18 protein-coding genes are annotated in these 21,843 nt (G+C 60.0%); 7 read left to right on the top strand and 11 right to left on the bottom strand.

Going from position 1 to position 21,843, the window contains the following annotated elements; all coding sequences use genetic code 11:
• The first annotated feature begins 20 nt into the window (after positions 1 to 20).
• The 3 genes from gcvH to FBZ97_RS06485 all read left to right on the top strand — a co-directional run bounded on the left by gcvH (position 21) and on the right by FBZ97_RS06485 (position 3,672).
• Entirely contained in the window at positions 21 to 383 is a 363-nt protein-coding gene (gene gcvH, locus FBZ97_RS06495) for a glycine cleavage system protein GcvH (protein WP_112334775.1), read from the top strand.
• Positions 383 to 3,247, top strand: a complete 2,865-nt coding sequence (gene gcvP, locus FBZ97_RS06490; RefSeq protein WP_145317299.1) for an aminomethyl-transferring glycine dehydrogenase — start codon at positions 383 to 385, stop codon at positions 3,245 to 3,247. The genes gcvH and gcvP overlap by 1 nt, the downstream gene beginning before the upstream one ends.
• A 149-nt stretch (positions 3,248 to 3,396) precedes the next feature.
• Positions 3,397 to 3,672: an addiction module antidote protein gene (locus tag FBZ97_RS06485; protein WP_145317296.1), complete on the top strand. Its 276-nt coding sequence runs from the start codon at positions 3,397 to 3,399 to the stop codon at positions 3,670 to 3,672.
• An 11-nt stretch (positions 3,673 to 3,683) separates the two neighbouring features.
• Here FBZ97_RS06485 and FBZ97_RS06480 read toward each other — a convergent pair whose 3' ends face one another.
• The 8 genes from FBZ97_RS06480 to FBZ97_RS06445 form a co-directional block, all read right to left on the bottom strand.
• Positions 3,684 to 4,376 (bottom strand): transporter, encoded by a 693-nt coding sequence (locus tag FBZ97_RS06480; RefSeq protein ID WP_145317293.1) that lies wholly within the window; start codon positions 4,374 to 4,376, stop codon positions 3,684 to 3,686.
• Positions 4,377 to 4,505: 129 nt separating this feature from the next.
• Positions 4,506 to 4,895 (bottom strand): Fe-S cluster assembly scaffold SufA, encoded by a 390-nt coding sequence (sufA, locus tag FBZ97_RS06475; RefSeq protein ID WP_113332554.1) that lies wholly within the window; start codon positions 4,893 to 4,895, stop codon positions 4,506 to 4,508.
• Between the two features lie 76 nt (positions 4,896 to 4,971).
• Positions 4,972 to 5,352, bottom strand: a complete 381-nt coding sequence (locus FBZ97_RS06470; protein WP_069612273.1) for an SUF system Fe-S cluster assembly protein — start codon at positions 5,350 to 5,352, stop codon at positions 4,972 to 4,974.
• A gap of 11 nt (positions 5,353 to 5,363) precedes the next feature.
• Positions 5,364 to 6,605, bottom strand: coding sequence for a cysteine desulfurase (locus tag FBZ97_RS06465; protein WP_145317290.1), 1,242 nt, complete (start codon positions 6,603 to 6,605; stop codon positions 5,364 to 5,366).
• A gap of 15 nt (positions 6,606 to 6,620) precedes the next feature.
• A complete protein-coding gene (sufD, locus tag FBZ97_RS06460; protein WP_145317287.1) occupies positions 6,621 to 7,895 on the bottom strand; it encodes a Fe-S cluster assembly protein SufD in 1,275 nt (424 codons plus the stop codon).
• A gap of 22 nt (positions 7,896 to 7,917) precedes the next feature.
• Positions 7,918 to 8,673 carry a Fe-S cluster assembly ATPase SufC gene (gene sufC, locus FBZ97_RS06455; protein ID WP_092716448.1) on the bottom strand — a complete coding sequence of 252 codons (756 nt, stop codon included), beginning with the start codon at positions 8,671 to 8,673 and terminating at the stop codon, positions 7,918 to 7,920.
• Between the two features lie 71 nt (positions 8,674 to 8,744).
• On the bottom strand, positions 8,745 to 10,214 hold the full coding sequence (gene sufB / locus FBZ97_RS06450) for a Fe-S cluster assembly protein SufB (RefSeq protein ID WP_069612982.1): 1,470 nt from the start codon (positions 10,212 to 10,214) through the stop codon (positions 8,745 to 8,747).
• 146 nt (positions 10,215 to 10,360) lie between these two features.
• Complete coding sequence (locus FBZ97_RS06445; protein WP_145317285.1) at positions 10,361 to 11,527, bottom strand: cysteine desulfurase family protein; 1,167 nt, start codon at positions 11,525 to 11,527, stop codon at positions 10,361 to 10,363.
• 233 nt (positions 11,528 to 11,760) lie between these two features.
• On the opposite strand from FBZ97_RS06445, the gene FBZ97_RS06440 reads away from it, so the two are divergent.
• The gene (locus tag FBZ97_RS06440; RefSeq protein WP_004108794.1) at positions 11,761 to 12,438 is read left to right on the top strand and encodes an alpha/beta hydrolase; all 678 of its coding nucleotides are present in this window, start codon (positions 11,761 to 11,763) and stop codon (positions 12,436 to 12,438) included.
• A 110-nt stretch (positions 12,439 to 12,548) separates the two neighbouring features.
• On the opposite strand, the gene FBZ97_RS06435 is transcribed toward FBZ97_RS06440, so the two are convergent.
• Both FBZ97_RS06435 and FBZ97_RS06430 read right to left on the bottom strand, forming a co-directional pair.
• Complete coding sequence (locus tag FBZ97_RS06435) at positions 12,549 to 13,064, bottom strand: GNAT family N-acetyltransferase (protein ID WP_145317282.1); 516 nt, start codon at positions 13,062 to 13,064, stop codon at positions 12,549 to 12,551.
• A 179-nt stretch (positions 13,065 to 13,243) separates the two neighbouring features.
• The gene (locus FBZ97_RS06430) at positions 13,244 to 15,718 is read right to left on the bottom strand and encodes a caspase domain-containing protein (RefSeq protein WP_145317278.1); all 2,475 of its coding nucleotides are present in this window, start codon (positions 15,716 to 15,718) and stop codon (positions 13,244 to 13,246) included.
• Positions 15,719 to 16,002: 284 nt separating this feature from the next.
• Between FBZ97_RS06430 and tyrS the strand changes: the two genes are divergently transcribed.
• Positions 16,003 to 17,259, top strand: coding sequence for a tyrosine--tRNA ligase (gene tyrS, locus FBZ97_RS06425; RefSeq protein WP_145317275.1), 1,257 nt, complete (start codon positions 16,003 to 16,005; stop codon positions 17,257 to 17,259).
• Between the two features lie 174 nt (positions 17,260 to 17,433).
• Entirely contained in the window at positions 17,434 to 17,760 is a 327-nt protein-coding gene (locus FBZ97_RS06420) for a hypothetical protein (protein WP_145317272.1), read from the top strand.
• Positions 17,761 to 17,810: 50 nt separating this feature from the next.
• Here the strand turns inward: FBZ97_RS06420 and FBZ97_RS06415 are convergent, their stop codons facing one another.
• The gene (locus FBZ97_RS06415) at positions 17,811 to 21,230 is read right to left on the bottom strand and encodes a DUF3971 domain-containing protein (protein WP_145317269.1); all 3,420 of its coding nucleotides are present in this window, start codon (positions 21,228 to 21,230) and stop codon (positions 17,811 to 17,813) included.
• Between the two features lie 128 nt (positions 21,231 to 21,358).
• Here FBZ97_RS06415 and FBZ97_RS06410 point away from each other — a divergent pair, with 128 nt between their 5' ends.
• Positions 21,359 to 21,841 carry a peroxiredoxin gene (locus FBZ97_RS06410; protein WP_145317266.1) on the top strand — a complete coding sequence of 161 codons (483 nt, stop codon included), beginning with the start codon at positions 21,359 to 21,361 and terminating at the stop codon, positions 21,839 to 21,841.
• Positions 21,842 to 21,843 lie beyond the last annotated feature (2 nt).

The following is a 21,843-nucleotide window of genomic DNA, read 5'->3' as shown; positions in this document are numbered from 1 at the left end:
TTTTCCAGAGAGGATTATCCATGCTGAAATTCACCGAAGAACATGAGTGGCTGAAGGTCGAGGGCGATGTCGCAATCGTGGGCATTACGGCCCATGCCGCCGAGCAGCTCGGCGATCTCGTTTTCGTTGAGTTGCCCGAGGTAGGCGCCAGCTTCTCCAAGGGCGCGGACGCGGCAACCGTCGAATCCGTCAAGGCGGCTTCCGAAGTCTATTGTCCGCTCGACGGAGAAATCACCGAAATCAACGAAGCCATCACCGCCGATCCGGCCCTCGTCAATTCCGACCCGATGGGCGCTGGCTGGTTCTTCAAGCTGAAGCTGAAGAACGTCGGCGATCTCGATGGTCTTCTTGATGAATCCGGTTACAAGGAGCTGATCGGATAATGACGACGCCGACTGAGTTCACCTTCACCGATTACCAGCCATACGATTTCGCCAATCGCCGCCATATCGGCCCGTCTCCCTCTGAGATGGCCGATATGCTCAAGGTGATCGGCTATAAGAGCCTCGACGGCCTGATCGACGCGACGCTGCCACCGACCATCCGCCAGAAGGCGCCGCTCGCCTGGGGTGCGGCCATGACGGAGCGCGAGGCGCTCGACAGGCTGCGCGAGACCGCCAACAAGAACAAGGTTCTCGTCTCGCTTATCGGTCAGGGCTATTACGGCACGATCACGCCACCGGTCATCCAGCGCAACATTCTGGAAAACCCTGCATGGTACACGGCCTACACGCCCTATCAGCCCGAGATTAGCCAGGGCCGCCTTGAGGCGCTGCTGAACTACCAGACGATGATCAGCGATCTCACCGGTCTTGATGTCGCCAACGCCTCGCTGCTCGATGAAGCGACGGCCGCGGCCGAAGGCATGGCGATGGCGGAACGCGTCGCAAAATCGAAGGCAAAAGCCTTCTTCGTCGATGCCGAATGCCATCCCCAGACCATGGCGCTGATCAGGACGCGCGCCGAGCCACTCGGCTGGACCGTTATCGTCGGCAATCCCTTCACCGACCTCGATCCGGTCGATGTTTTCGGCGCGATTTTCCAGTATCCGGGCACGCACGGCCACATCAACGATTTCTCCGGCCTGATTGCTCGCCTGCATCAGACCGGCGCTATCGCTATCATGGCGACCGATCTTCTGGCATTGACCCTGCTGAAATCCCCGGGTGAAATGGGCGCAGATATCGCCATCGGCTCTTCGCAGCGCTTCGGCGTTCCCGTCGGCTATGGCGGGCCGCACGCCGCATTTATGGCCGTGAAGGACGATTACAAGCGCTCTATGCCGGGCCGTCTCGTCGGCGTTTCCATCGATGCGCGCGGCAATCGCGCCTATCGCCTGTCGCTGCAGACCCGCGAACAGCACATTCGCCGCGAAAAAGCGACGTCGAACATCTGCACCGCGCAGGTGCTGCTCGCCGTCATGGCCTCCATGTATGCGGTCTTCCACGGTCCGCAGGGCCTGAAAGCGATTGCACAACAGGTCCACCAGAAGGCCGTGCTGATGGCCAAGGGGCTGGAAAAGCTAGGCTACTCAGTCGAGCCGGAGACCTTCTTCGATACGATCACTGTCGAAGTCGGCCACATGCAAGGCCTCATCCTGCGCGCAGCCGTCGCCGAGGGCGTCAACCTGCGCAAGGTCGGTGAAACCAAGATTGGCATCAGCCTGGACGAGCGTACGCGCCCGGCCACGGTCGAAGCCGTCTGGCGCGCATTCGGCGGTGATTTCCGCATCGCCGATTTCGAGCCGTCCTATCGCCTGCCGAAGAGCCTGCTGCGCACCAGCGAATATCTCACGCATCCGATCTTCCACATGAACCGCGCCGAAAGCGAGATGACGCGCTACATCCGCCGTCTCTCCGACCGCGACCTGGCGCTCGACCGTTCGATGATTCCGCTCGGCTCCTGCACCATGAAGCTGAACGCGACTGCGGAAATGCTGCCGATCACCTGGCCGGAATTTTCGGATATCCATCCGTTCGTCCCGGCCGATCAGGCACTCGGCTACCGCGAGATGATCGACGACCTGACGGACAAGCTCTGCGCCGTCACCGGCTACGACGCCTTCTCCATGCAGCCGAATTCCGGCGCGCAGGGCGAATACGCCGGCCTACTGACCATCCGCAACTACCACATTGCCAATGGTCAGGGTCATCGCGACATCTGCCTCATCCCGACCTCCGCCCACGGCACCAACCCCGCCTCGGCGCAGATGGCGGGCATGAAGGTCGTGGTTGTCAAGGTCAGCGACGATGGCGATATCGACATGGCCGATTTCCGCGCCAAGACCGAGCAATATGCCGACAATCTCTCCTGCTGCATGATCACCTACCCTTCGACGCATGGCGTGTTCGAGGAGACGGTGAAGGAGATCTGCGATCTCGTGCACAAGCATGGCGGTCAGGTCTATCTCGATGGCGCCAATATGAACGCCATGGTCGGCCTCTCGCGTCCCGGCGATATCGGCTCCGATGTCAGCCACTTGAACCTGCACAAAACCTTCTGCATCCCGCATGGCGGCGGCGGTCCCGGCATGGGCCCGATCGGCGTAAAGGCGCATCTGGCGCCTCACCTGCCCGGCCATCCGGAAACAGATGGCCGCAGCGGTGCGGTTTCGGCAGCAGCCTTCGGTTCGGCCTCGATCCTGCCGATCTCCTGGAGCTATTGCCTGATGATGGGCGGCGAAGGCCTGACCCAGGCGACCAAGGTGGCGATCCTCAACGCCAACTACATCGCTGCCCGCCTCAAGGGTGCCTATGACGTGCTCTACAAGTCCAAGGCCGGACGCGTGGCACACGAATGCATCATCGACACCCGCCCGCTGGCCGCAAGCGCCGGCGTGACGGTCGATGATGTCGCCAAGCGTCTGATCGATTGCGGCTTCCATGCGCCCACCATGAGCTGGCCGGTTGCCGGCACGCTGATGATCGAGCCGACCGAATCGGAAACGAAGGCAGAGCTCGACCGATTCTGCGAGGCGATGTTGGCCATCCGCGAGGAAGCCCGCGCCATCGAAAACGGCCGGATGGACAAGACCAACAATCCGTTGAAGAACGCACCGCACACGGTGGAGGATCTCGTCGGCGAATGGGATCGACCCTATTCCCGCGAACAGGCCTGCTTCCCGCCCGGTGCCTTCCGCGTGGACAAATACTGGTCTCCGGTCAATCGCATCGACAACGTCTATGGCGACCGCAACCTGATCTGCACCTGCCCGCCGCTGGAATCCTACGCCGAGGCCGCAGAATAGGATTTTTTGCAAAAAAGCGAAGCAGTTCAGTCGCTTCGCTGGAAACAGACATAAATCTATCGTGAAACTTGTCTATGAAAACGCCGCGTGTCCGAAAGGATGCGCGGCGTTTTTGATGACGCCACAGTGGGGCCCTGGAATTCAGATTTATGCCGGAACGATTCGACGTGGACAATCCCGACAACTACATCGCCGCCGCATTCGCCACGGACGATCCTGCTTCGATCGCCAAGGCTTTGGGCGAAGTCGCCCGCACGCGCAACATGAGCAAGCTGGCCAAGGATGTCGGCATGAACCGCTCGGCCCTCTACCGCGCGCTGAGCGGAGACGGAAATCCGGAATTCGCGACGATCCTGAAGGTTGTCAGGGCACTCGGCCTCAAGTTGACGCCGGTTCCGGCGCTTACCAAAGATTGCCAATTCTAGGCCGAGCGTCGCTAGCCGATCGCTTCTTCGAGCAGAAGCAGCACCAGAAAGCCCGCAAAGAACATGGCCGTGACCCAAGGACGGTCAGGTGTTTCGTGAGCTTCGACCAAAAGCTCTTCGGTGACGAGATAGAGAAGTGCGATCAAACCGAACGCAAAGAATCCGGTCAGGATTGGGTTGGGCAACAAAGCGATTGGCGTCCCCAGCAAAGCGCCGATTGGCAGAAGGAGTGCAAGCGCCGCCGTGACCGCGACGATCCTCGCGCGGGAGCGGACGCTCTCGCCAAGCTCGTTCGCAACCGTCAAGCCAAGAAATAGTACCTCGATCGTCAGGGCAATCGTCAGCAGCAAGCCAACTTTCGGGCCGGCGGCAAACCCAATGCCAAGCACGAGGCCATCGATCAGGATGTCGATGCCGATGGCGGCCAGCAGGCCAACCGGTCCTTTGGCCCAGTTTTCCAACTGCTTGACCAGCAGCATTACGCCGACACCAATCGCGCCGCCAATGACTGTTGCAAAGGGATAGCCGCGATGCATGACATCAGGCAGAATTTCGCCGGCGGCGGCCGCAAACACCACGCCGGCGGCAAAGTGCTGGATAGCGCTGACAAGATTGGGGCCTGGCCGCGTATTCACGGCAACCGTGGCGCCCGCGATCGCAGCGCCTGCCGGGATCAATGTGTAAACCCATGCCGCAGCCACCATATGTTCCCCCTCGCGCGCCATGTCGACTTTATCGGGCTCAGCCGGTCAGCCAAGGGGCAACGGAAAAACCCTCGGCCTCCGTCGATCAAAGCATGAAACGCAGCGAGGCGAAATGTGGTGAGATGCGCTTTAAGCGGGTTGCGCGGCCTGTCGCTGCGCCGCAAGGGCAGCGAGATCGGCGGGCTTCAATTCGACGGACTCGCCGCAGCCGCAAGCCGACGTCTGGTTCGGATTGGTGAAAATGAAGCCTGAGCGCAATGTTGTCGTCTCGAAGCCCATTTCCGTACCGAGCAGATAAAGCACGGCCGACGGCTCGACCCAGACCTTGGCGCCATCGCGCTCGATCAGATCGTCCTTCGCGTTCGGCTCGGTTACTAGGTCGATGGTATATTCCATGCCGGCGCAGCCGCCCTTTTTGATGCCGACGCGAACGCCCTTGGCATCAGGGCCGGAATTCTCGACGATCGCCTTGACGCGAGCTGCTGCCGCATCCGTCATGCTCATGACTGCAAAGCCCATGGGCTCATTCTCCTTCCACATCCGGGGTCAAGATCCGGTGCTTCGAGTTTTAATGTAAAGCCGGCGGCTTAAAGCTTCAATACCAGCCCACGGCAACCTGCGCTTCTTCGGACATGCGATCCGGCGTCCAAGGGGGATCGAACGTCATCGAGACGTCGACGCCAGAAACGCCCTCAACGGCGCCGACGGCATTTTCCACCCAGCCCGGCATTTCACCGGCAACCGGGCAACCTGGCGCTGTCAGCGTCATGACGATCTTCACCATGCGATCGTCTTCGATGTCGATCTTGTAGACCAGACCCAGCTCGAAGATATCGGCGGGAATTTCCGGATCATAGACCGTTTTCAGCGCAGAAATAATATCGTCGCTGAGGCGCGCCAGCTCATCTGCGGGGATGCTGGAATGCACGATCCCTTCGCGCGCGTCGATCTTCTGTTCGCTTTCGTCGAGTGACATCGCTTGCCTCCTCAGGCAAAGAATTTCCGTGCATATTCCAGTGCATCGGCCAAGGCGTCCACCTCGGCGCGGGTATTGTACATGCCGAACGATGCACGGCATGTGGAGGTGACGCCGAAGCGTTTCAAGAGCGGCTGGGCGCAATGCGTGCCGGCACGAACGGCAACACCCTGCCGGTCGATCACCATCGAGACGTCGTGGGAATGGATACCCGCCAGCTCGAAGGAGAAGATGCCGCCCTTGCCCGGCGCCGTACCGATGATACGCAGCGAATTGATATCGCGCAGCCTTTCCGCCGCATAGGCGGCAAGATCGGCTTCGTGGCGCGCAATCGCTTCCCGGCCGATGCTGTCCATATAGTCGAGCGCATAGCCAAGGCCGATCGCCTGAACGATCGGCGGCGTACCCGCTTCGAAACGATGCGGCGGATCGTTGTAGGTGACGTTTTCCTCGGTGACATCGAAAATCATCTCGCCGCCGCCCTGGAACGGCCGCATCTCGGCAAGCCGTTCCTTCTTGCCGTAGAGAACGCCGATGCCCGAAGGGCCATAGAGCTTGTGGCCGGTCATGACATACCAGTCGCAATCGATATCCTGCACGTCGACAGGCATATGCACGGCACCCTGCGAGCCGTCGATCAGGACCGGAATACCGCGCTCATGCGCGATGCGGCACACTTCCTTCACCGGAACGACGGTTCCAAGCGCATTCGACATGTGGGTGATAGCCACGAGCTTGGTGCGCTCCGTCAGGCTCTTTTCGAAATCCTCGATATGGAATGCGCCCTCGTCATCGACAGGCACCCAAACGAGTTTGGCGCCCTGGCGCTCGCGAATGAAATGCCAGGGGACAATATTGGAGTGATGCTCCATGATGGAAACGACGATCTCGTCGCCCTCACCGATCTTGGGCATGCCCCAGCCGTAAGCGACCGTGTTGATCGCCTCCGTCGAGTTCTTGGTGAAGACGATGTCGTCGACCGATGGCGCATTCAGGAAGCGGCGCACCTTTTCGCGAGCCGCTTCATAGGCTTCCGTGGCGGCATTGGACAGGAAGTGCAGGCCGCGATGCACATTCGCATATTCGCTGGAATAGGCGTGCGAGATGGCATCGATGACGACCTGCGGCTTCTGCGCGGAAGCGCCGTTGTCGAGATAGACCAGCGGCTTGCCATGCACCGTCTTCGCCAGGATGGGAAAATCCCGGCGAATGGCTTCGACGTCATAGGCCGTTGCCGGCACGATCTTGTCCACGAGCTTTGCCTCCAATCAGGCGTGCTTTTCCAGCCAGCCGGAGATGACGCCTTCCAGCGCCTCGACCAGGGCTTCGTCTTCCAGTTCCTCGACGATCTCGGCCACGAAGGCGTTGACCAGCATGGCCCGTGCCTTCTTCTCCGGGATGCCGCGCGCCATCAGGTAATAGAGATGGTTGCCGTCGATATCGGCGACAGTGGCACCATGGCCGCACTGTACGTCATCGGCGAAGATTTCAAGCTCCGGCTTTACCGAGAACTCGGCATCGTCGGACATCAGCAGCGTGTTGCAGGCCATCTTGGCGTCGGTCTTCTGCGCATCCGGTGCGACCCGGATCATGCCCTGGAAGACGCCGCGGGCGCGGTCGAACACCACATTACGGATAACTTCCGTGGAACCTGTGTTCGGAACGTCATGGCCAAGCACCATCGTCACATCGGTATGCGTATCGCCGCCGAGCAGGTTGATGCCGCGCAGCGTCAGATCGGCGCCCTCGCCCACGACCTTGATATACAGCTCCTGACGCACCAGCTTGCCGCCAGCGTTGATGACAAACAGCTTCAGCTTGGCATCTTCTCCGAGCTCGATGCGAAGCTGGCCGAGATGGGTGTCTTCGCTACCCTGCTCCTGCAGGATGATCCAGGTGATCTCAGATCCCTTGCCGATCCTGACTTCGCTGACCGAAGAAACCAGCGCGGCAGCGCCTTCGACCGCCTGATGACGCTCGATAAAGGTCGCCTTGACGTCGGCACCGAAAGTAACCGGCAGACGGCTGTGGATCTGGCCGCCAGCATGGATGAACTGCACTTCGAGCGGCGCATCGAGTTCTGCGCCATCGGGGAAATCGATGACATAGCCATCGCGCACGAAGCTCGCATTGATACGCCCGATGGCGTCATCCCTGCCGAGCGCTTCGAGACCGGCAGCAGCCGTGCCGTTGATCAGGCTATCGGCGTAGCGCGCAACGGTCAGGTTCTTGACCGATGCCTTCTCGCTTGCCTTGCCCTGAAGGACGGCAATGACAGGCGATCCTTCGACCGTCGGCGGCAGCGCCTCGACGAGGCCCTTGCCGATATCGCTCGGAACCAGGCGCAGCAGGTTCTTGAAATCGGTATAGTGCCATGCCTCGATCCGGCGCGTCGGCAGACCGGCGGTCTTCAGCTCGTCCAGAAGGCGATCGCGAACGGCGAAAACTTCGCCATCGCCAGGCAGATCGCCCATCTGGTCGTTATACGCCTCGATCAGCGCCGTCTCCGCGGCGGTGAGGCGATTCGTCGTCTGAATGTTCATCGACGTGTCCTTTCCGCCTCGATCAGGCTGCAGCTCCGATGATGTCGGCGTAGCCGTTGGCTTCCAGCTCATGCGCCAGCGTCTTGTCGCCGGACTTGATCACCTGGCCCTTGTAGAGGACGTGAACGGTGTCCGGAACGATATAGTCGAGCAGGCGCTGGTAGTGGGTGATGACGATCACGGCGCGGTCGGGAGAGCGCAGTGCATTGACGCCGTCGGCGACGATCTTCAGTGCGTCGATGTCGAGGCCGGAATCGGTTTCGTCGAGCACGCAAAGCTGCGGCTCCAAGAGCGCCATTTGCAGGATTTCGGCGCGCTTCTTTTCACCCCCGGAAAAGCCGACGTTCAGCGGCCGCTTCAGCATGTCCATGTTGATCTGCAGCTTGGCGGCAGCATCCTTGACGCGGCGCAGGAAATCCGGCGTCGTCAGCTCGTCTTCGCCGCGTGCCTTGCGCTGTTCGTTCAGGGCAACCTTGAGGAACTGCATGGTGGCAACGCCGGGGATTTCGACCGGATACTGAAACGCCAGGAAGATGCCCTTGGCGGCACGCTCGGCGGCGTCGAGTTCCAGAATGCTCTCGCCGTTATAAAGGATGTCACCCTCGGTGACTTCATAGTCCTCGCGACCGGCGAGGATATAGGAGAGCGTCGACTTGCCGGAGCCGTTCGGGCCCATGATGGCGGCAACTTCACCGGCCTTCACGGTCAGGTTCAGGCCACGGATGATCTCGGTGCCGTCTTCGGCGATACGGGCGTGCAGGTTCTTGATTTCAAGCATTTGAGTATCCTATCGCAGGAATGAAGGTGCGGCGCGCGCAGCGCGCCAAAGCTAATTCTGGTTCGTAGACATCAGCCGACGCTGCCCTCAAGCGAAATGCCGATCAGCTTCTGCGCTTCGACGGCAAATTCCATCGGCAGTTCCTGCAGCACTTCCTTGACGAAGCCGTTGACGATCAGTGCGATCGCCGCTTCCTCGGGAATGCCGCGCTGCAGGCAGTAGAACAGCTGATCTTCGGAAATCTTCGAGGTTGTGGCTTCATGCTCGAACTGCGCGGACGAGTTCTTCGCCTCGATGTAGGGCACAGTGTGCGCGCCGCACTTGTCGCCGATCAGCAGCGAGTCGCACTGCGTGAAGTTGCGGGCATTGGTCGCGCGGCGATGCGCCGAGACCTGGCCGCGATAGGTGTTCTGCGAGACGCCGGCGGCAATACCCTTCGAGATGATGCGGCTCGACGTGTTCTTGCCGAGATGGATCATCTTGGTGCCGCTGTCGACCTGCTGATGGCCGTTCGAAACCGCGATCGAATAGAACTCGCCACGGCTGTCGTCGCCGCGCAGGATGCAGGACGGATATTTCCAGGTGATTGCAGAGCCGGTCTCGACCTGCGTCCAGGAGATCTTGGAGCGGTGGCCGCGGCAATCGCCACGCTTGGTGACGAAGTTGTAGATGCCGCCCTTGCCGTGCTTGTCGCCCGGATACCAGTTCTGCACCGTCGAATATTTGATTTCAGCGTCATCGAGCGCAACCAGTTCGACGACGGCGGCGTGCAGCTGGTTTTCGTCGCGCTGCGGCGCCGTGCAGCCTTCGAGATAGGAGACATAGGCTCCCTCCTCGGCGATGATCAGCGTGCGCTCGAACTGGCCGGTGTTCTTCTCGTTGATGCGGAAGTAGGTCGACAGTTCCATCGGGCAACGAACGCCCTTCGGCACGAAGACGAACGAGCCGTCAGTAAAGACCGCGGAATTCAGCGTCGCATAGAAGTTGTCCGAGGTCGGCACGACGGAGCCAAGGTACTTGCGCACCAGATCCGGATGCTCTCGGATAGCTTCCGAAATCGACATGAAGATCACGCCGGCCTTCTTCAGCTCTTCCTTGAAGGTGGTGACGACCGAGACGGAATCGAACACCGCGTCAACGGCAATCTTCGACTTCTCGACGCCGGCAAGAATCTCCTGCTCGCGCAGCGGAATGCCGAGCTTCTCATAGGTCTTCAACAGTTCCGGGTCGACATCATCGAGCGACTTCGGACCGGCGAATTTCTTCGGGGCGGCATAATAATGAATGTCGTTGAAGTCGATCTTCGGATAATCGACGCGGGCCCATGTGGGCTCTTCAAGCGTCAACCAGCGGCGATAGGCCTCGAGGCGCCATTCCAGCATCCAATCCGGCTCCTGCTTCTTGGCGGAGATGAAGCGGATGATATCTTCGGAAAGACCCTTGGGAGCCTTTTCCACTTCGATGGTGGTCTCGAAACCATACTTATACTGGTCCACGTCGATCTGGCGGACCTGATCGACCGTTTCCTGGACTGCAGGCATTTCGTTCTCCAATCTCGCCGGATCCAAGGTCCGGCAGCTTGTCAACGTTGCGGCAGACTTATGTCTGCCCTCTATGTAGTCGGCCAAAAGGGACTTTTCACCCCGCTTGGCAAGCGGAAATTTCGGTTTCCGCAAAATTGTGGCCGTTAGGCCGCCGCACCCGCCAGCTTCCGCCTTCCCGCGATGCGGGCAAACGCGGCGATAGCGCGATCGATATCCGCTTCGGTCGTGGTCGGACCCAGCGAAATACGGAGCGCGCCGAGCTTGGGATCGCATCCCATCGCCACGAGCACATGGCTCTCTCCGACCTTGCCGGACGAACAAGCGGACCCGGCAGAAATCGCCACACCTTCGAGGTCGAAGGCGATCTGGCCGGTTTCGGATTTCAGTCCCGGCAGTGTGAAGAAGCTGGTGTTCGGAACGCGGGCACCGCCTTTGCCATGAATGATGACATCGGGTGCCGCCAGTTCCATGCCCGCTTCCAGCCGGTTGCGCAAGGAACCGATCGCGGCATTGCGAACCTCGAAGTCTGCAGCAGCAGCCTCGGCAGCGGCACCGAAGCCGATGATGGCAAGCGTGTTTTCCGTACCCGAGCGATGGCCCTTTTCCTGTCCGCCGCCATGGATCAACGGCTTCGGCATCAGCACCTCGCCGCGAGAGACGAGCGCGCCGGCACCCTTGGGGCCGCCGATCTTGTGCGAGGAGACGATCAGGAAATCCGCGCCGATCGCATTGATATCGAGCGGCACCCGGCCGGCTGCCTGGACAGCATCCACCACGAAGAGGCCGCCCGCGGCCTGAACGAGCTTGGCCGCTTCGCCGACAGGCTGGAGAATCCCGGTCTCGTTATTCGCGATCATGATGGCAACCATCGGCAAGCCGCTGGCCTTGTCGTGGGCAGCGAGCATGGCCTCCAGCGCGAAAAGATCGACCGTACCGTCCGATGTCACCGGTATTTCGCTGACATTATCCCTGGTAAATCGCCCGCCTTCGCGCACGGCTGGATGCTCGACGGCCGATATATAAAGATGGCTGACGAGAAGCGGCGTGCGCCCCATGCGGAATTCCGGAGTCAGCACCATATTGGCCGCCTCGGTGGCGCCGCTCGTAAAAACGACATGGGTGAATTCGGCGCCCGTCAATCTTGCAACCTGGCGACGTGCAGTCTCGACAGCTGCACGAGCTGCCCTACCTTCACCGTGAACGGAATTGGGGTTGCCTTGAATATCCATCGCACGCAACATCGCATCGCGCGCCGCCGGATGGAGCGGTGCGGTAGCATTCCAGTCGAGATAGAGGCGTGTTGCCGCCATAATCTTCTTCCTGCGCGACTTTGCTTTGCTGCGCCCGGTTCATTTTCCTTGAAATTTCAGCCGGGCATGCCTTATGACACGTTCCACAAACCGTTGCGCAAACAACGCGCGGACCACCGCATCAAGTTTCGAATTGTTCTAAACTGCGTTCTAGAAAAGATGAGCGCATTCGTCAAGTCAACTTGCTGCGTGCCGTAAGGTTTGAACGCAGAAAAAGAAGAGCCGGAGTATCGATGCCCGAAGTAATTTTCAACGGCCCCGCTGGTCGCCTTGAAGGCCGCTATCAGCCCTCCAAGGAAAAGAGCGCCCCGATCGCGATTATCCTTCATCCCCATCCGCAGTTCGGCGGCACGATGAACAATCAGGTGGTCTACCAGCTCTTCTATATGTTCCAGAAGCGCGGCTTCACCACGCTCCGCTTCAATTTCCGCGGCATCGGCCGCAGCCAGGGCGAATTCGACCACGGCGCCGGTGAGCTTTCCGATGCAGCCTCTGCACTCGACTGGGTGCAGAGCCTCCATCCCGATTCGAAGAGCTGTTGGGTTGCCGGTTACTCATTCGGTGCGTGGATCGGCATGCAGTTGCTGATGCGCCGTCCGGAAATCGAAGGCTTCATGTCCATCGCGCCGCAGCCGAATATCTACGATTTCTCCTTCCTCGCACCCTGCCCGTCGTCCGGCCTGATCATCAACGGCGATGCGGACAAGGTTGCCCCGGAAAAGGACGTCAACGGCCTCGTCGAGAAGCTGAAGACACAGAAGGGCATCCTGATCACGCACAAGGTCGTGCCGGGCGCCAACCACTTCTTCAACGGCCAGGTCGAAACGCTGCTCGGCGAATGCGAGGACTATCTCGACCGTCGCCTGAACGGCGAACTGGTGCCGGAACCGGCCGCCAAGCGTATCCGCTAAGAAGCCCCTCTCAGAGCGTTTCCGCGGTTTTTTGAAACACGGAAACGCTCAATTTCGCTCTTTTACGCATTCCGGTCGAAAATCCGCCGCGCATTTTGCCGGAACTGCTCCTAGCGTGACATCCTGAAGCAAAGGCCTGGAGTGCCGCTGACAACGATCGGCGCTTCGTACTGCATGCCGATTTTCTGGAGAACTCGCTGCGAAGCAACGTTTTCAGGATGTGTGAATGCGATGAAGCGGTCGGCAAAGCCGCGGCGGAAAAACCACTGCGCGAGTGCGCCGGCCATTTCGGTGGCATAGCCATTGCCCCACGCGTCCTGCCGAAGCGAATAGCCGAGTTCGAACTCGCCTCGCCCTCTCTCCTGGAAGCGCGAAAAGCCGGCGCGGCCAATAAAGCGGCCGTCTTCACGCCGCAGCATCTTGTATTTGGTCGTGCCATCTCGCGCTTGTTCATCGAACCAGCTTTTCAGCCGTTCCTCGGCCTTTTCCAGCGTCCAAGGCGCGGCACCCGAGAGATAGCGCGTGGTCTCGATGGTCGAATGCAATTGCCGAATCACTTCGGCATCACCCTTGTCCCACATCGTCAGAACGAGGCGCGGGGTTTCGAGTATGATGGTGTCACTCATCTGCCTGCCTGTTTTCGTGATGGATCTGCAGCCTGCCATAACGTGCATGCCAGCGCCGATTGACAACCGGCGGCTCAGTGCTAACCGCTCGGTCTGATTTCAACAAGCCGATCAAGCGGCGATATTGAATGCGAAGGCCTGCCGAAGCGGGCCTCCAGATTACCGCTTGGTATTATCGGTCAGTGACATGCCGGCAGGCCGGGTGCGCCGCACTTCTTCTTTTCCGGAGGCTTCTGCGGCGGAGGCGGAGGTGGTCTCTTCACCTGCTGCTGCACGACCTTCGGCTGCGGTTGCGGCTTCGGTTGAGCCTGTGGCTTGGGTGCCTGTGCCACCACATGCGGCGCGGGTTTGGGCTGTGCAGGAGCCGGATTGGCCTGCCGGGGCGGGGCGGCAGCGACATGAGGCTGACTGTTGACCCGAGCTTGGTTGCTGGGGAGCGCCTTGGGCTTCGCCGGCGTTCTGGCGGCGACGGCCGGCGCTGCCGGGGCATGCGCATTGGGCTTCGGTGCAGCGGCAACCGGATTTGGTTTGCCGCTCGGCGCTGCTTGGGGTGCCGGGGTCTTGGCAATCTGGTTTTGCCCCTTCACGGCAGGTGCATTGCCAACCGCCGGCAGCGGTTGTCCCTTCGCTCCGGGAAGCGCATGGGCTTTGGCGTTCGGCGTAGCCTGAGGCTGTTGAGCCTGTTTCGTCTGAGCCGCGCCAGGGTTGGCTGGCTTGCCCGTGGCTGGCAAAGGCTGACCATTCGCGCCGGGAAGCGTGTGCGCATTGGCATTTGTGCCTTGCTGGGCAGGTTGAGTCGCAACAGCCGGATTATGCACCGCATTCGGCGCAGCTTGTGGCGATTGCCCCGGCTTCGTCTGAGCGGCTCCCGGATTGACAGGCAGCTTGCCACCAGCCGGCAGCGGCTGGCCATTGGCGCCGGGAAGCACATGGGCAGCAGCATTTCCGCCTTGTGGCTGGGCTGAAGGCGTGACCGCCGGAGCGGCTCCAGGCACCGTCTTGGCAGCCGCGGCAGGATTCTGCTTTTGCAGAACTGCCGCCTTCTTCTGTACCGATGGCGGCAGGGCAACATGCAGTGCTGCAGCCCCAGCTCCGGCGATGACAGCCGCACCGGCGAGTTTCTGTCCCGTCGTCAGCCCCGATGTGGCAGGTGCCGCACCATTCTCGTTAACGGTGGTATTGTTGTTGATGACGGTCGTATTGTTCACGACCGTATTGTGGATGTTGTTGAAGATGATGTTGTTTTCCGGCGGTGCGATATCGCGTGGCTGCTCGACCCATTGAGGGACCGGAACGAAGACCGGCGCCGGCAACACGTAGAGATCGACTGCGGGCTGAGGCGGCGGCAGCACGACGAAATCCGGCGGCGGTGGCGCAAGGAAAACGACGGGCGGCGGCGGGGCATAACCGAAATCGGCATCATCAAAATAAAGCACGGGACGGTCGACATAGACCACTTCCGGCGGTGGCGGTGGCGGCACATCATACTCGATGACGGTGAAGGATGGCGGCGGCTCGAGTGCTGCCTCGAAATGCTCGAGACGGCGGCGGGCATCCCACACATGGGGACCGCGCGGATAACGCCTCAGATAAGACCAATAGGCCTCAGGCGTATCGGCAATCCAGGTCTCGCGCCAGGTGATAGCCTCGCGGCGGGCGGCGACAATGGCGCGGACACGCCTTGCCATGGAGTCGTTCGGATAGGCGGCCAGAAAATCCTCATAGCCCTGCAGCGTGTCGCGATCGAGCGCGGCGAAATAGGCATCACGCTCGTCGAAATCGCGAATGGGCTTCGTCCGGTTTGCCACATCCTCGGTGCTCGACACCGCAGCAGCCGGTGCATTCGGACCACGATCGAAGAAGGTAAAGGCATTCTTGAACTTGGAGGCGTCCCAGGAAATCTCGGCGCCCTTGGTCAAGTCGCCGACCCGCAACCGTGTGCGATCGAAGACGTCATCAAGCGAAAGGCCGCCAACACGGATCATCTCCGCCAGCGCATGCGCATAGGAACCATACGGACCGGCCTCCTGCGGTGCGACCGTGCCAGGCGCCGCATTGAAGGCAATCAGCTGGTTGACGTCGGGATCGACCAGCGCCAGACCGCCGGCCAGCGGCTGATTGGACTGCACGAACGGATTGGCCCTCGCCGCATCCAGCACGACGATGCTGCCACGATTGTTAATGGCGGACAGCGATTTGGTGAAGTCGCTCACGCGGACTGCCTGGACGGGGACATCCGTGGCATTGGCGATCTGTGCATCGACAGGCACGAAATAATTGTCGCCCTGATATTGCACACCATAGCCCGCCAGATAGACGAAGACGACGGTATTAGGACCTGACGCGTTGGCTTTCGTCAGAAAGTCGCGCATCGCGTCGCGCAACCCGTTCTGGTCGAGGTCGCGCGCGCCGATCACATCGAAGCCCGCAGCCTGCAGCGTCTGCGCGATCAGGCCGGCATCGTTGGCCGGCGTCGGAAGCGCACCCACCGTGTAGGCGGCGTTACCCACGACAAGCGCTATTCTCTTTTCAGGGGAACCTTGAGCTTCGGCCGGATTCGCAGCAGCGATACCGGCCAAAACCAACATCATGGCAAAAAAAGCCCAGATCGTCTTTTTGGATGACAATCCCATCTTCGAAAGCAGAGGCGACATACCGGTTTCTTTCACGAAACATGAGGTGCGTACGGGATCAACAGGAAATCATTAGGATTTGATTCGGGCGAATGCGCGACTTATTCCCGGCGGCATCGCGGCGATGTTACGATCTATTGACGTTCAGAAACGCTCGTTTACACATCCCGCTGGCGCCGAAACTTGTCGTCCTCCCCACCAAAATGGTGACGCGCCGGTAAATCGGTGATAAACGCGCCCCGCGACATCAAACAATAGCGACTTCGCCGCGCCTTCCAGAGTTGCGGCATCGAGAGACCAAGATCATGGCTGAGTTCAAATCCGATTTCCTGCGAACCCTGCAAGAGCGCGGCTTCATTCATCAGATTTCCGATGAAGCCGGCCTCGACGACCTCTTCGCCAAGGAAACCGTGACGGCCTATATCGGCTATGATCCGACGGCATCGAGCCTGCATGTCGGCCACCTCACCCAGATCATGATGCTGCACTGGCTGCAGGCGACCGGCCATCGGCCGATCTCCTTGATGGGCGGCGGCACCGGCATGGTCGGTGATCCCTCCTTCAAGGAGGAAGCCCGCAAATTGATGACCATCGACATGATCGAAGACAATATCGCTTCGATCAAGCGCTGCTTCTCGAACTACCTCGACTACAACAAGCCGAGTAACGCAGCCTTGATGATCAACAATGCCGAATGGCTGCGCTCGCTGAACTATCTTGAATTCCTGCGCGATGTCGGCCGTCATTTCTCGGTCAACCGCATGCTGTCCTTCGACAGCGTGAAGACGAGACTTGACCGCGAACAGTCGCTGTCGTTCCTCGAATTCAACTACATGATCCTGCAGGCCTACGACTTCGTCGAACTGGCCAAGCGTTATGATTGCCGCCTGCAGATGGGTGGCTCGGATCAGTGGGGCAATATCGTCAACGGCATCGATCTCGGTCACCGCATGGGGACGAAGCAGCTTTTTGCTCTGACCTCGCCGCTGCTGACCACTTCTTCGGGTGCCAAGATGGGCAAATCGGCTTCCGGCGCTGTCTGGCTGAATGCCGACCTGCTGCCGGTCTACGATTTCTGGCAGTATTGGCGCAACACCGAGGATGCCGATGTTCCGCGGTTCCTCAAGCTGTTCACGACGTTGCCGATGGATGAAATCGCACGGCTTTCAGCCATCGCAGGCTCCGAACTCAACGAGGTCAAGAAGATCCTCGCGACCGAAGTCACGGCGATCCTTCACGGCCGCGCGGCAGCCGAACAGGCAGCCGAAACGGCACGCAAGACCTTCGAGGAAGGCGGCCTGTCCGAAAACCTTCCGTCGATCGATGTTCCCTCCTCCGAACTCGAAGCTGGCATCGGCCTGCTGGCTCTGATCGTGCGCGCCGGTCTTGCCAGTTCGAATGGCGAAGCTCGCCGCCATGTTCAGGGCGGCGCAGTACGCATCAACGATCAGGCCATCAGCGACGAGCGCAAGGTGATTGGCACCGGCGAAGTCACAGCCGATGGTGTCATCAAGCTCTCTCTGGGCAAGAAGAAGCACATCCTGATCCGTCCGGCCGCTTGAGCGTCCGAATAGAAAGAGAACAAAGAGAGCCGGCGCCCTCGCGCCGGCTTTATCATTTGTGCCGGTGCAGATGCAGAACATTATCACCGCTGGCCGGATGATTTTTTCATCCCGATGTCGGATTACGGCCCGCCTATTCGTCCTCAGTCCAGATCGCACGCTCGGAGGTGACTTATGGATGAAGTGCCGGTGATCAAAACGAGGCGCAAAGGCCGAAACCTTACGCAAAGCATGTTGATTCCGAGCGAGGAGATGCTCGCCCGCGCCCTCTGGGCAGCGCCACCGGGTCGGTTGTCCGATATTGCGGGAGTAAGACAGGCGCTTGCCAGGCAATATGGTGCCGATGCCTGCTGCCCTGTCACCGTTCAGCGACATTTGGTGCAGATCAGTCAAAACGGCACGGCTCCGTTTTGGCGCATCGTGGACCCCGATCGACCATTCGCACGGCGCATGAACGGCGGGCCGGAACGCATACGAGAGCGACTGGCGGAAGAGAAATAATCTGCCCTGCCTCTGCTATCAAAAGGCGGCAGCCTCAGCTTCGCGCCGCTTCAGTACTCAAATATCTGCCTGAAAACACCTGGCGCGATGATCGAGAGAGGGTTGATCTGCAGGTTCGATTTCTCGATCGTACCAGTCAATCTGAAGGTAATGCCGATCAGGCCGCGATCGCTGCCATTGCCCAGGATGAAGCCGACGATCGGAACTTCCGCGAACAGCCGGTTCAGGCCATAGGCGGGCATGAAGGTCCCCGTCATGTCCATCTTGCCATCGGCGTCCTTCAGCACGCCCTGGAACGTCGCTCCGACCTGTACGCCGCGCACCACGCCATTTTCGACGGAGAGCACACCATCGCGCATCACCAGCCGCGCAAAGCCGCGCTCGAAATTCTGCGAACGCGTATCGATATTCTGCTTCACGGCCGAATTCAGGCTCTTGCCGTTCTTTCCGCTCGGCGTCGATACGATGGTCGAGAGTTTCTTGTCGTCGATGATGGAGAAGTTGCGGATGTCGAGCGAACCGTCCCAATCATCCTGCCCGATCGAGCGCAGCGATAGATTGAGCAATCCACCTTGCAGATGCCTGTAGAGATCGGTGAAACGCGCAACGGCACCGGCATCGCCGCTCGTGATACGGATGACGCCGTTGGCGCCTTTGCTCATCTGGGTAACGAGCGCTTCGCCGCTACGGGTCACACCGGAAAAGTCCGCAGCCGTCGTCTTGCCGCCGGCGATCGAATAGACGCCCTTGACATTGCCGATGGTCTCATCGTTGAAGCCGATGACCTTGTCGAGATTGGCACGAACGGTCGCGCTCGCCGAAGCGTCTCCGTCCGAACTCTGCTGGCCGCCCGATGTGGACGCCTTCAGGCGCGCGAGGATCGGACGTATGTCGGCGGAACTGCCCGATATCGCCACGTCGTAGCCGCCACCCTTGCCCCGCTTCAGCGAGAGTGCAAAATCATCGAGCGCCGAGAGCTTCACGCTGTCGAAGCTTGCCGAGGTAAGGCTCCCCTTGCTGATCAGAAGATCGCCGCTGGCGCCGAACCCATCGCCCTTGAGCGTGAAATTCTTGAGCGTCGTCTGGCTGTCCGGACCGGAAGCCTCGAACTGCGCGGTCGCCGCAATGCCGCTGCCCTTCGACCAGCCGATCCACGGCACGGTCAGAGCCGCTTTGCCGAGATCGACCTTGACACCCTGGCGGTCGTCGTCGATGCGCGTCAACTCCACTTTGACAGGCCCATCAACTATATCCCGTAGTCCGGGTAGAACGGTGTTGCGCTGCGCATCGGTCAGCGTTGCCGTGACCACGCGGGCGCGCTTGACCGGCGATTTGCTGTCGGTCGGCTCCACCATGTCGATCTGGGCCGGAATATTGTCGATCTGGGCCTGGGCTTGCAGATGCACGGATTGCGGATCGGCCGAGATCACCCCGGTCAGATTGTCGATCTTGCGATTGTTCATCGGCTTCAGCAGATCGACATTGTCGAGATTGAGCTTCGCCTGCCACTCCGGCGGGGGCGGCTGCTGGTCCTTGATGAGCCCTATCCTGGCATCGACCTTGGCGACGATCTTGCCGTTGAAATCCTCCGGCTTGAACTCGGTCCGCTGCAGCACCTCCAGAGGTTTGTAGGTCAGAAGTTCGCCGATCGCATCGCCGGAGCCTGAAATCGTCAAATCAAGATCGGCCATCAGCGGCTTGTCGTAGGTCGCCGGGATCGAGAAGCTGCTGTCACTCAGCGTGATCGTACGCCCCGTTGGAAAATAGGAGGTGGCCGTGGCGATATCGACGACCATATTCGGACCGGTCAGATCGAAATGGGCCTTGGTATCGCGCAACGGCGGAATTTCGCCGGGAACGTTCATCCGTGCGCCATCTATGTCGAAGGCGATATGCAGCTCGTTTTTGCCAAGCTGCAGCTTGCCGGTCTGCGATGCCTCTCGCAGTCGTCCGGCCGGAATGAAGACCGATATGGCAGCATTGGTCACCGAGCCACCGAAAAGATTGCCCTCGACCCAGACCCGGGGTTTCGAAGCCATCCAGAAAGGCCAAAGCTGCTTGACAACAGTTGTGTCGAGTTTGTCCGCCCGGCCGCCGAAACTGATTTCCGGCGAGCTGTCGCCGAGTTTCATATGCAGAGAGCCGAAAAGGGCGCCTTGCGGCGTCGATATGCCGAGATTGTCGAACTGGAATTCCTTCGTTGCGGAAAAAAACCGCCCTGTGGCGCGGCCATCGAAGCTGACAGGCTTTTCCCCCGAGAGGGACGAAGCGGCAACACCGTCCTTGATCACGAAATCGATGCCGAAACCCTTGCCTGCACTGGCGTCGACACGATCGAGATCGATGACCGCGCCGGAAAAGGGCGCGATCGTCCGGAGGAACTGCGCTTTTGACGGCGCAATCTCCAAAGTCTGGTGATCGAAGTTGTAGGCGAGGTTGATATTGGCCTGCGTCAACTCCTGCATATCATGGTCCATATAGAGGACGCCGGGCTGGACATTGATGGTGGCGCTCAGCTTCGGATCGATGCCTGCCTCGCCCTTGACCGCCGAAAGCGTGATGTCTCCGAAGGTCATCAGACCCTGTCGCGGCGTCCCGTTCGGGTCATAGGTCATCGTGAGTGGCTTGAGATCGAGATTCGATATCCTCGCCGTCAGCGACGAGCTGTGACCGGTCTCGTTTTGATCCGCCCTCACATCCAGAAGCGCCACGGACCCGTTGAGCGCGACTTGGCCATATAAATGCAAAGAATTCGGTGCCGCCCGCTCAAATGTGAGGTTGTCGACGACGAGGGAGATCGGATCCCCCTCCTGTCGCGCCAGCTTCATCGAGAAGCCGGAAATGCGCACGGAATTCGTGCCGCCGCGCTGGACGAAGTGTTCGAGAAAATCGAGATTGTCGAAGGCCGCATTCAAGGCCTTGGGTAAAGCATCGACGCGCAAGGCGGTCAAATCCACCGGGTCGCCTTGCGGCAGCAGTGAGGTATCGAGCGCGATCCCCTCTGCCGCTACACTTGCCACTTCCACCCTGCCCTCGATGAGGGCCAAGGGGTCCAGCTCCATATTGACGGCTGACATCGTCGACAGATGCTTGCCGCTCTCCTGATCGACGACATTGACGTCGCGTGCCTCCAGTGCCAGGCGCAGGTCGGAGGTAAATCGGATCACGGTCGCGCCGACCTCTGCTTTGTAACGCGGGCCGATGGCCTGATCGAGAGCCGTCTGCGCTTTCTGTGACAGCGGCGCATCGAAGATACCGCCTTCGATGGTCGCGATGACGGCACCGAGAATGATGGCGAGAAACGCAAAGAAAACCAGCGTTATGCGGCAGACATGCCAAACATGCGATCGCCTGCGTCGACGGCGCTCCGGCACGTGCACGATCAACGGATCTTCGACCTGAGCGGACGGCAGATGGTCGAGCGACACGAGATCCTTTTTGCGGAATGTTACCTTTTCGCCTCGGATCACTCCTGCGCGTGCCTTTCACTTATACAATTTTGTTGGTGACGCTGCGTCCCATTGGACGGCACACGCGAGCAGTATATATGCCTTACCTCAAGTGTCATCTAAAAAACCGGCAAAAGAAAGGTTTTCCCGTGGCGGAAGTTTTTCCGATTCAACTGAACATCGGTGACAAGGCGCCGGATTTCGATCTTCCGCGCGATGGCGGCGATCGCGTTCACCTTGCCGATTTTGCCGGCAAGCCGTTGGTGATCTATTTCTATCCCAAGGATGACACCACCGCCTGCACGACGGAATCGATTACCTTCACGGCACTGTCAGCCGATTTCGCAAAGCTCGGTGTCGCCCTCCTCGGCGTCTCTCCGGATTCTGTGAAAAGCCATGACAAATTCGTCAAGAAGCACGCGCTTTCCGTTCCGCTCGCCTCCGACGAGGAAAAGACCATGGCGATGGCCTATGGCGTCTGGCGGGAAAAAAGCATGTATGGCCGCACCTATATGGGTGTGGTGCGCTCGACCTTCCTGATCGACGCCGATGGGCGCATCGCTGCAATATGGGACAAGGTCAAGGTCGCCGGACACGCCGAAGCCGTTCTCGCTGCGGCCAAGGAACTTTGAAG

This window comes from Rhizobium sp. ERR 942, assembly GCF_007828395.1.
GTDB lineage: Bacteria > Pseudomonadota > Alphaproteobacteria > Rhizobiales > Rhizobiaceae > Rhizobium > Rhizobium dioscoreae.
The sequence above is the reverse complement of the archived record's forward strand: the minus strand, read 5'-3'. Positions and strand labels throughout refer to the sequence as shown.

Coding starts and splice junctions, on each gene's coding strand:
- gcvH (WP_112334775.1), top strand. CDS start 21: ATGCTGAAATTCACCGAAGAACATGAGTGGCTGAAGGTCGAGGGCGAT.
- gcvP (WP_145317299.1), top strand. CDS start 383: ATGACGACGCCGACTGAGTTCACCTTCACCGATTACCAGCCATACGAT.
- FBZ97_RS06485 (WP_145317296.1), top strand. CDS start 3,397: ATGCCGGAACGATTCGACGTGGACAATCCCGACAACTACATCGCCGCC.
- FBZ97_RS06480 (WP_145317293.1), bottom strand. CDS start 4,376: ATGGTGGCTGCGGCATGGGTTTACACATTGATCCCGGCAGGCGCTGCG.
- sufA (WP_113332554.1), bottom strand. CDS start 4,895: ATGGGCTTTGCAGTCATGAGCATGACGGATGCGGCAGCAGCTCGCGTC.
- FBZ97_RS06470 (WP_069612273.1), bottom strand. CDS start 5,352: ATGTCACTCGACGAAAGCGAACAGAAGATCGACGCGCGCGAAGGGATC.
- sufD (WP_145317287.1), bottom strand. CDS start 7,895: ATGAACATTCAGACGACGAATCGCCTCACCGCCGCGGAGACGGCGCTG.
- sufC (WP_092716448.1), bottom strand. CDS start 8,673: ATGCTTGAAATCAAGAACCTGCACGCCCGTATCGCCGAAGACGGCACC.
- sufB (WP_069612982.1), bottom strand. CDS start 10,214: ATGCCTGCAGTCCAGGAAACGGTCGATCAGGTCCGCCAGATCGACGTG.
- FBZ97_RS06445 (WP_145317285.1), bottom strand. CDS start 11,527: ATGGCGGCAACACGCCTCTATCTCGACTGGAATGCTACCGCACCGCTC.
- FBZ97_RS06440 (WP_004108794.1), top strand. CDS start 11,761: ATGCCCGAAGTAATTTTCAACGGCCCCGCTGGTCGCCTTGAAGGCCGC.
- FBZ97_RS06435 (WP_145317282.1), bottom strand. CDS start 13,064: ATGAGTGACACCATCATACTCGAAACCCCGCGCCTCGTTCTGACGATG.
- FBZ97_RS06430 (WP_145317278.1), bottom strand. CDS start 15,718: ATGTCGCCTCTGCTTTCGAAGATGGGATTGTCATCCAAAAAGACGATC.
- tyrS (WP_145317275.1), top strand. CDS start 16,003: ATGGCTGAGTTCAAATCCGATTTCCTGCGAACCCTGCAAGAGCGCGGC.
- FBZ97_RS06420 (WP_145317272.1), top strand. CDS start 17,434: ATGGATGAAGTGCCGGTGATCAAAACGAGGCGCAAAGGCCGAAACCTT.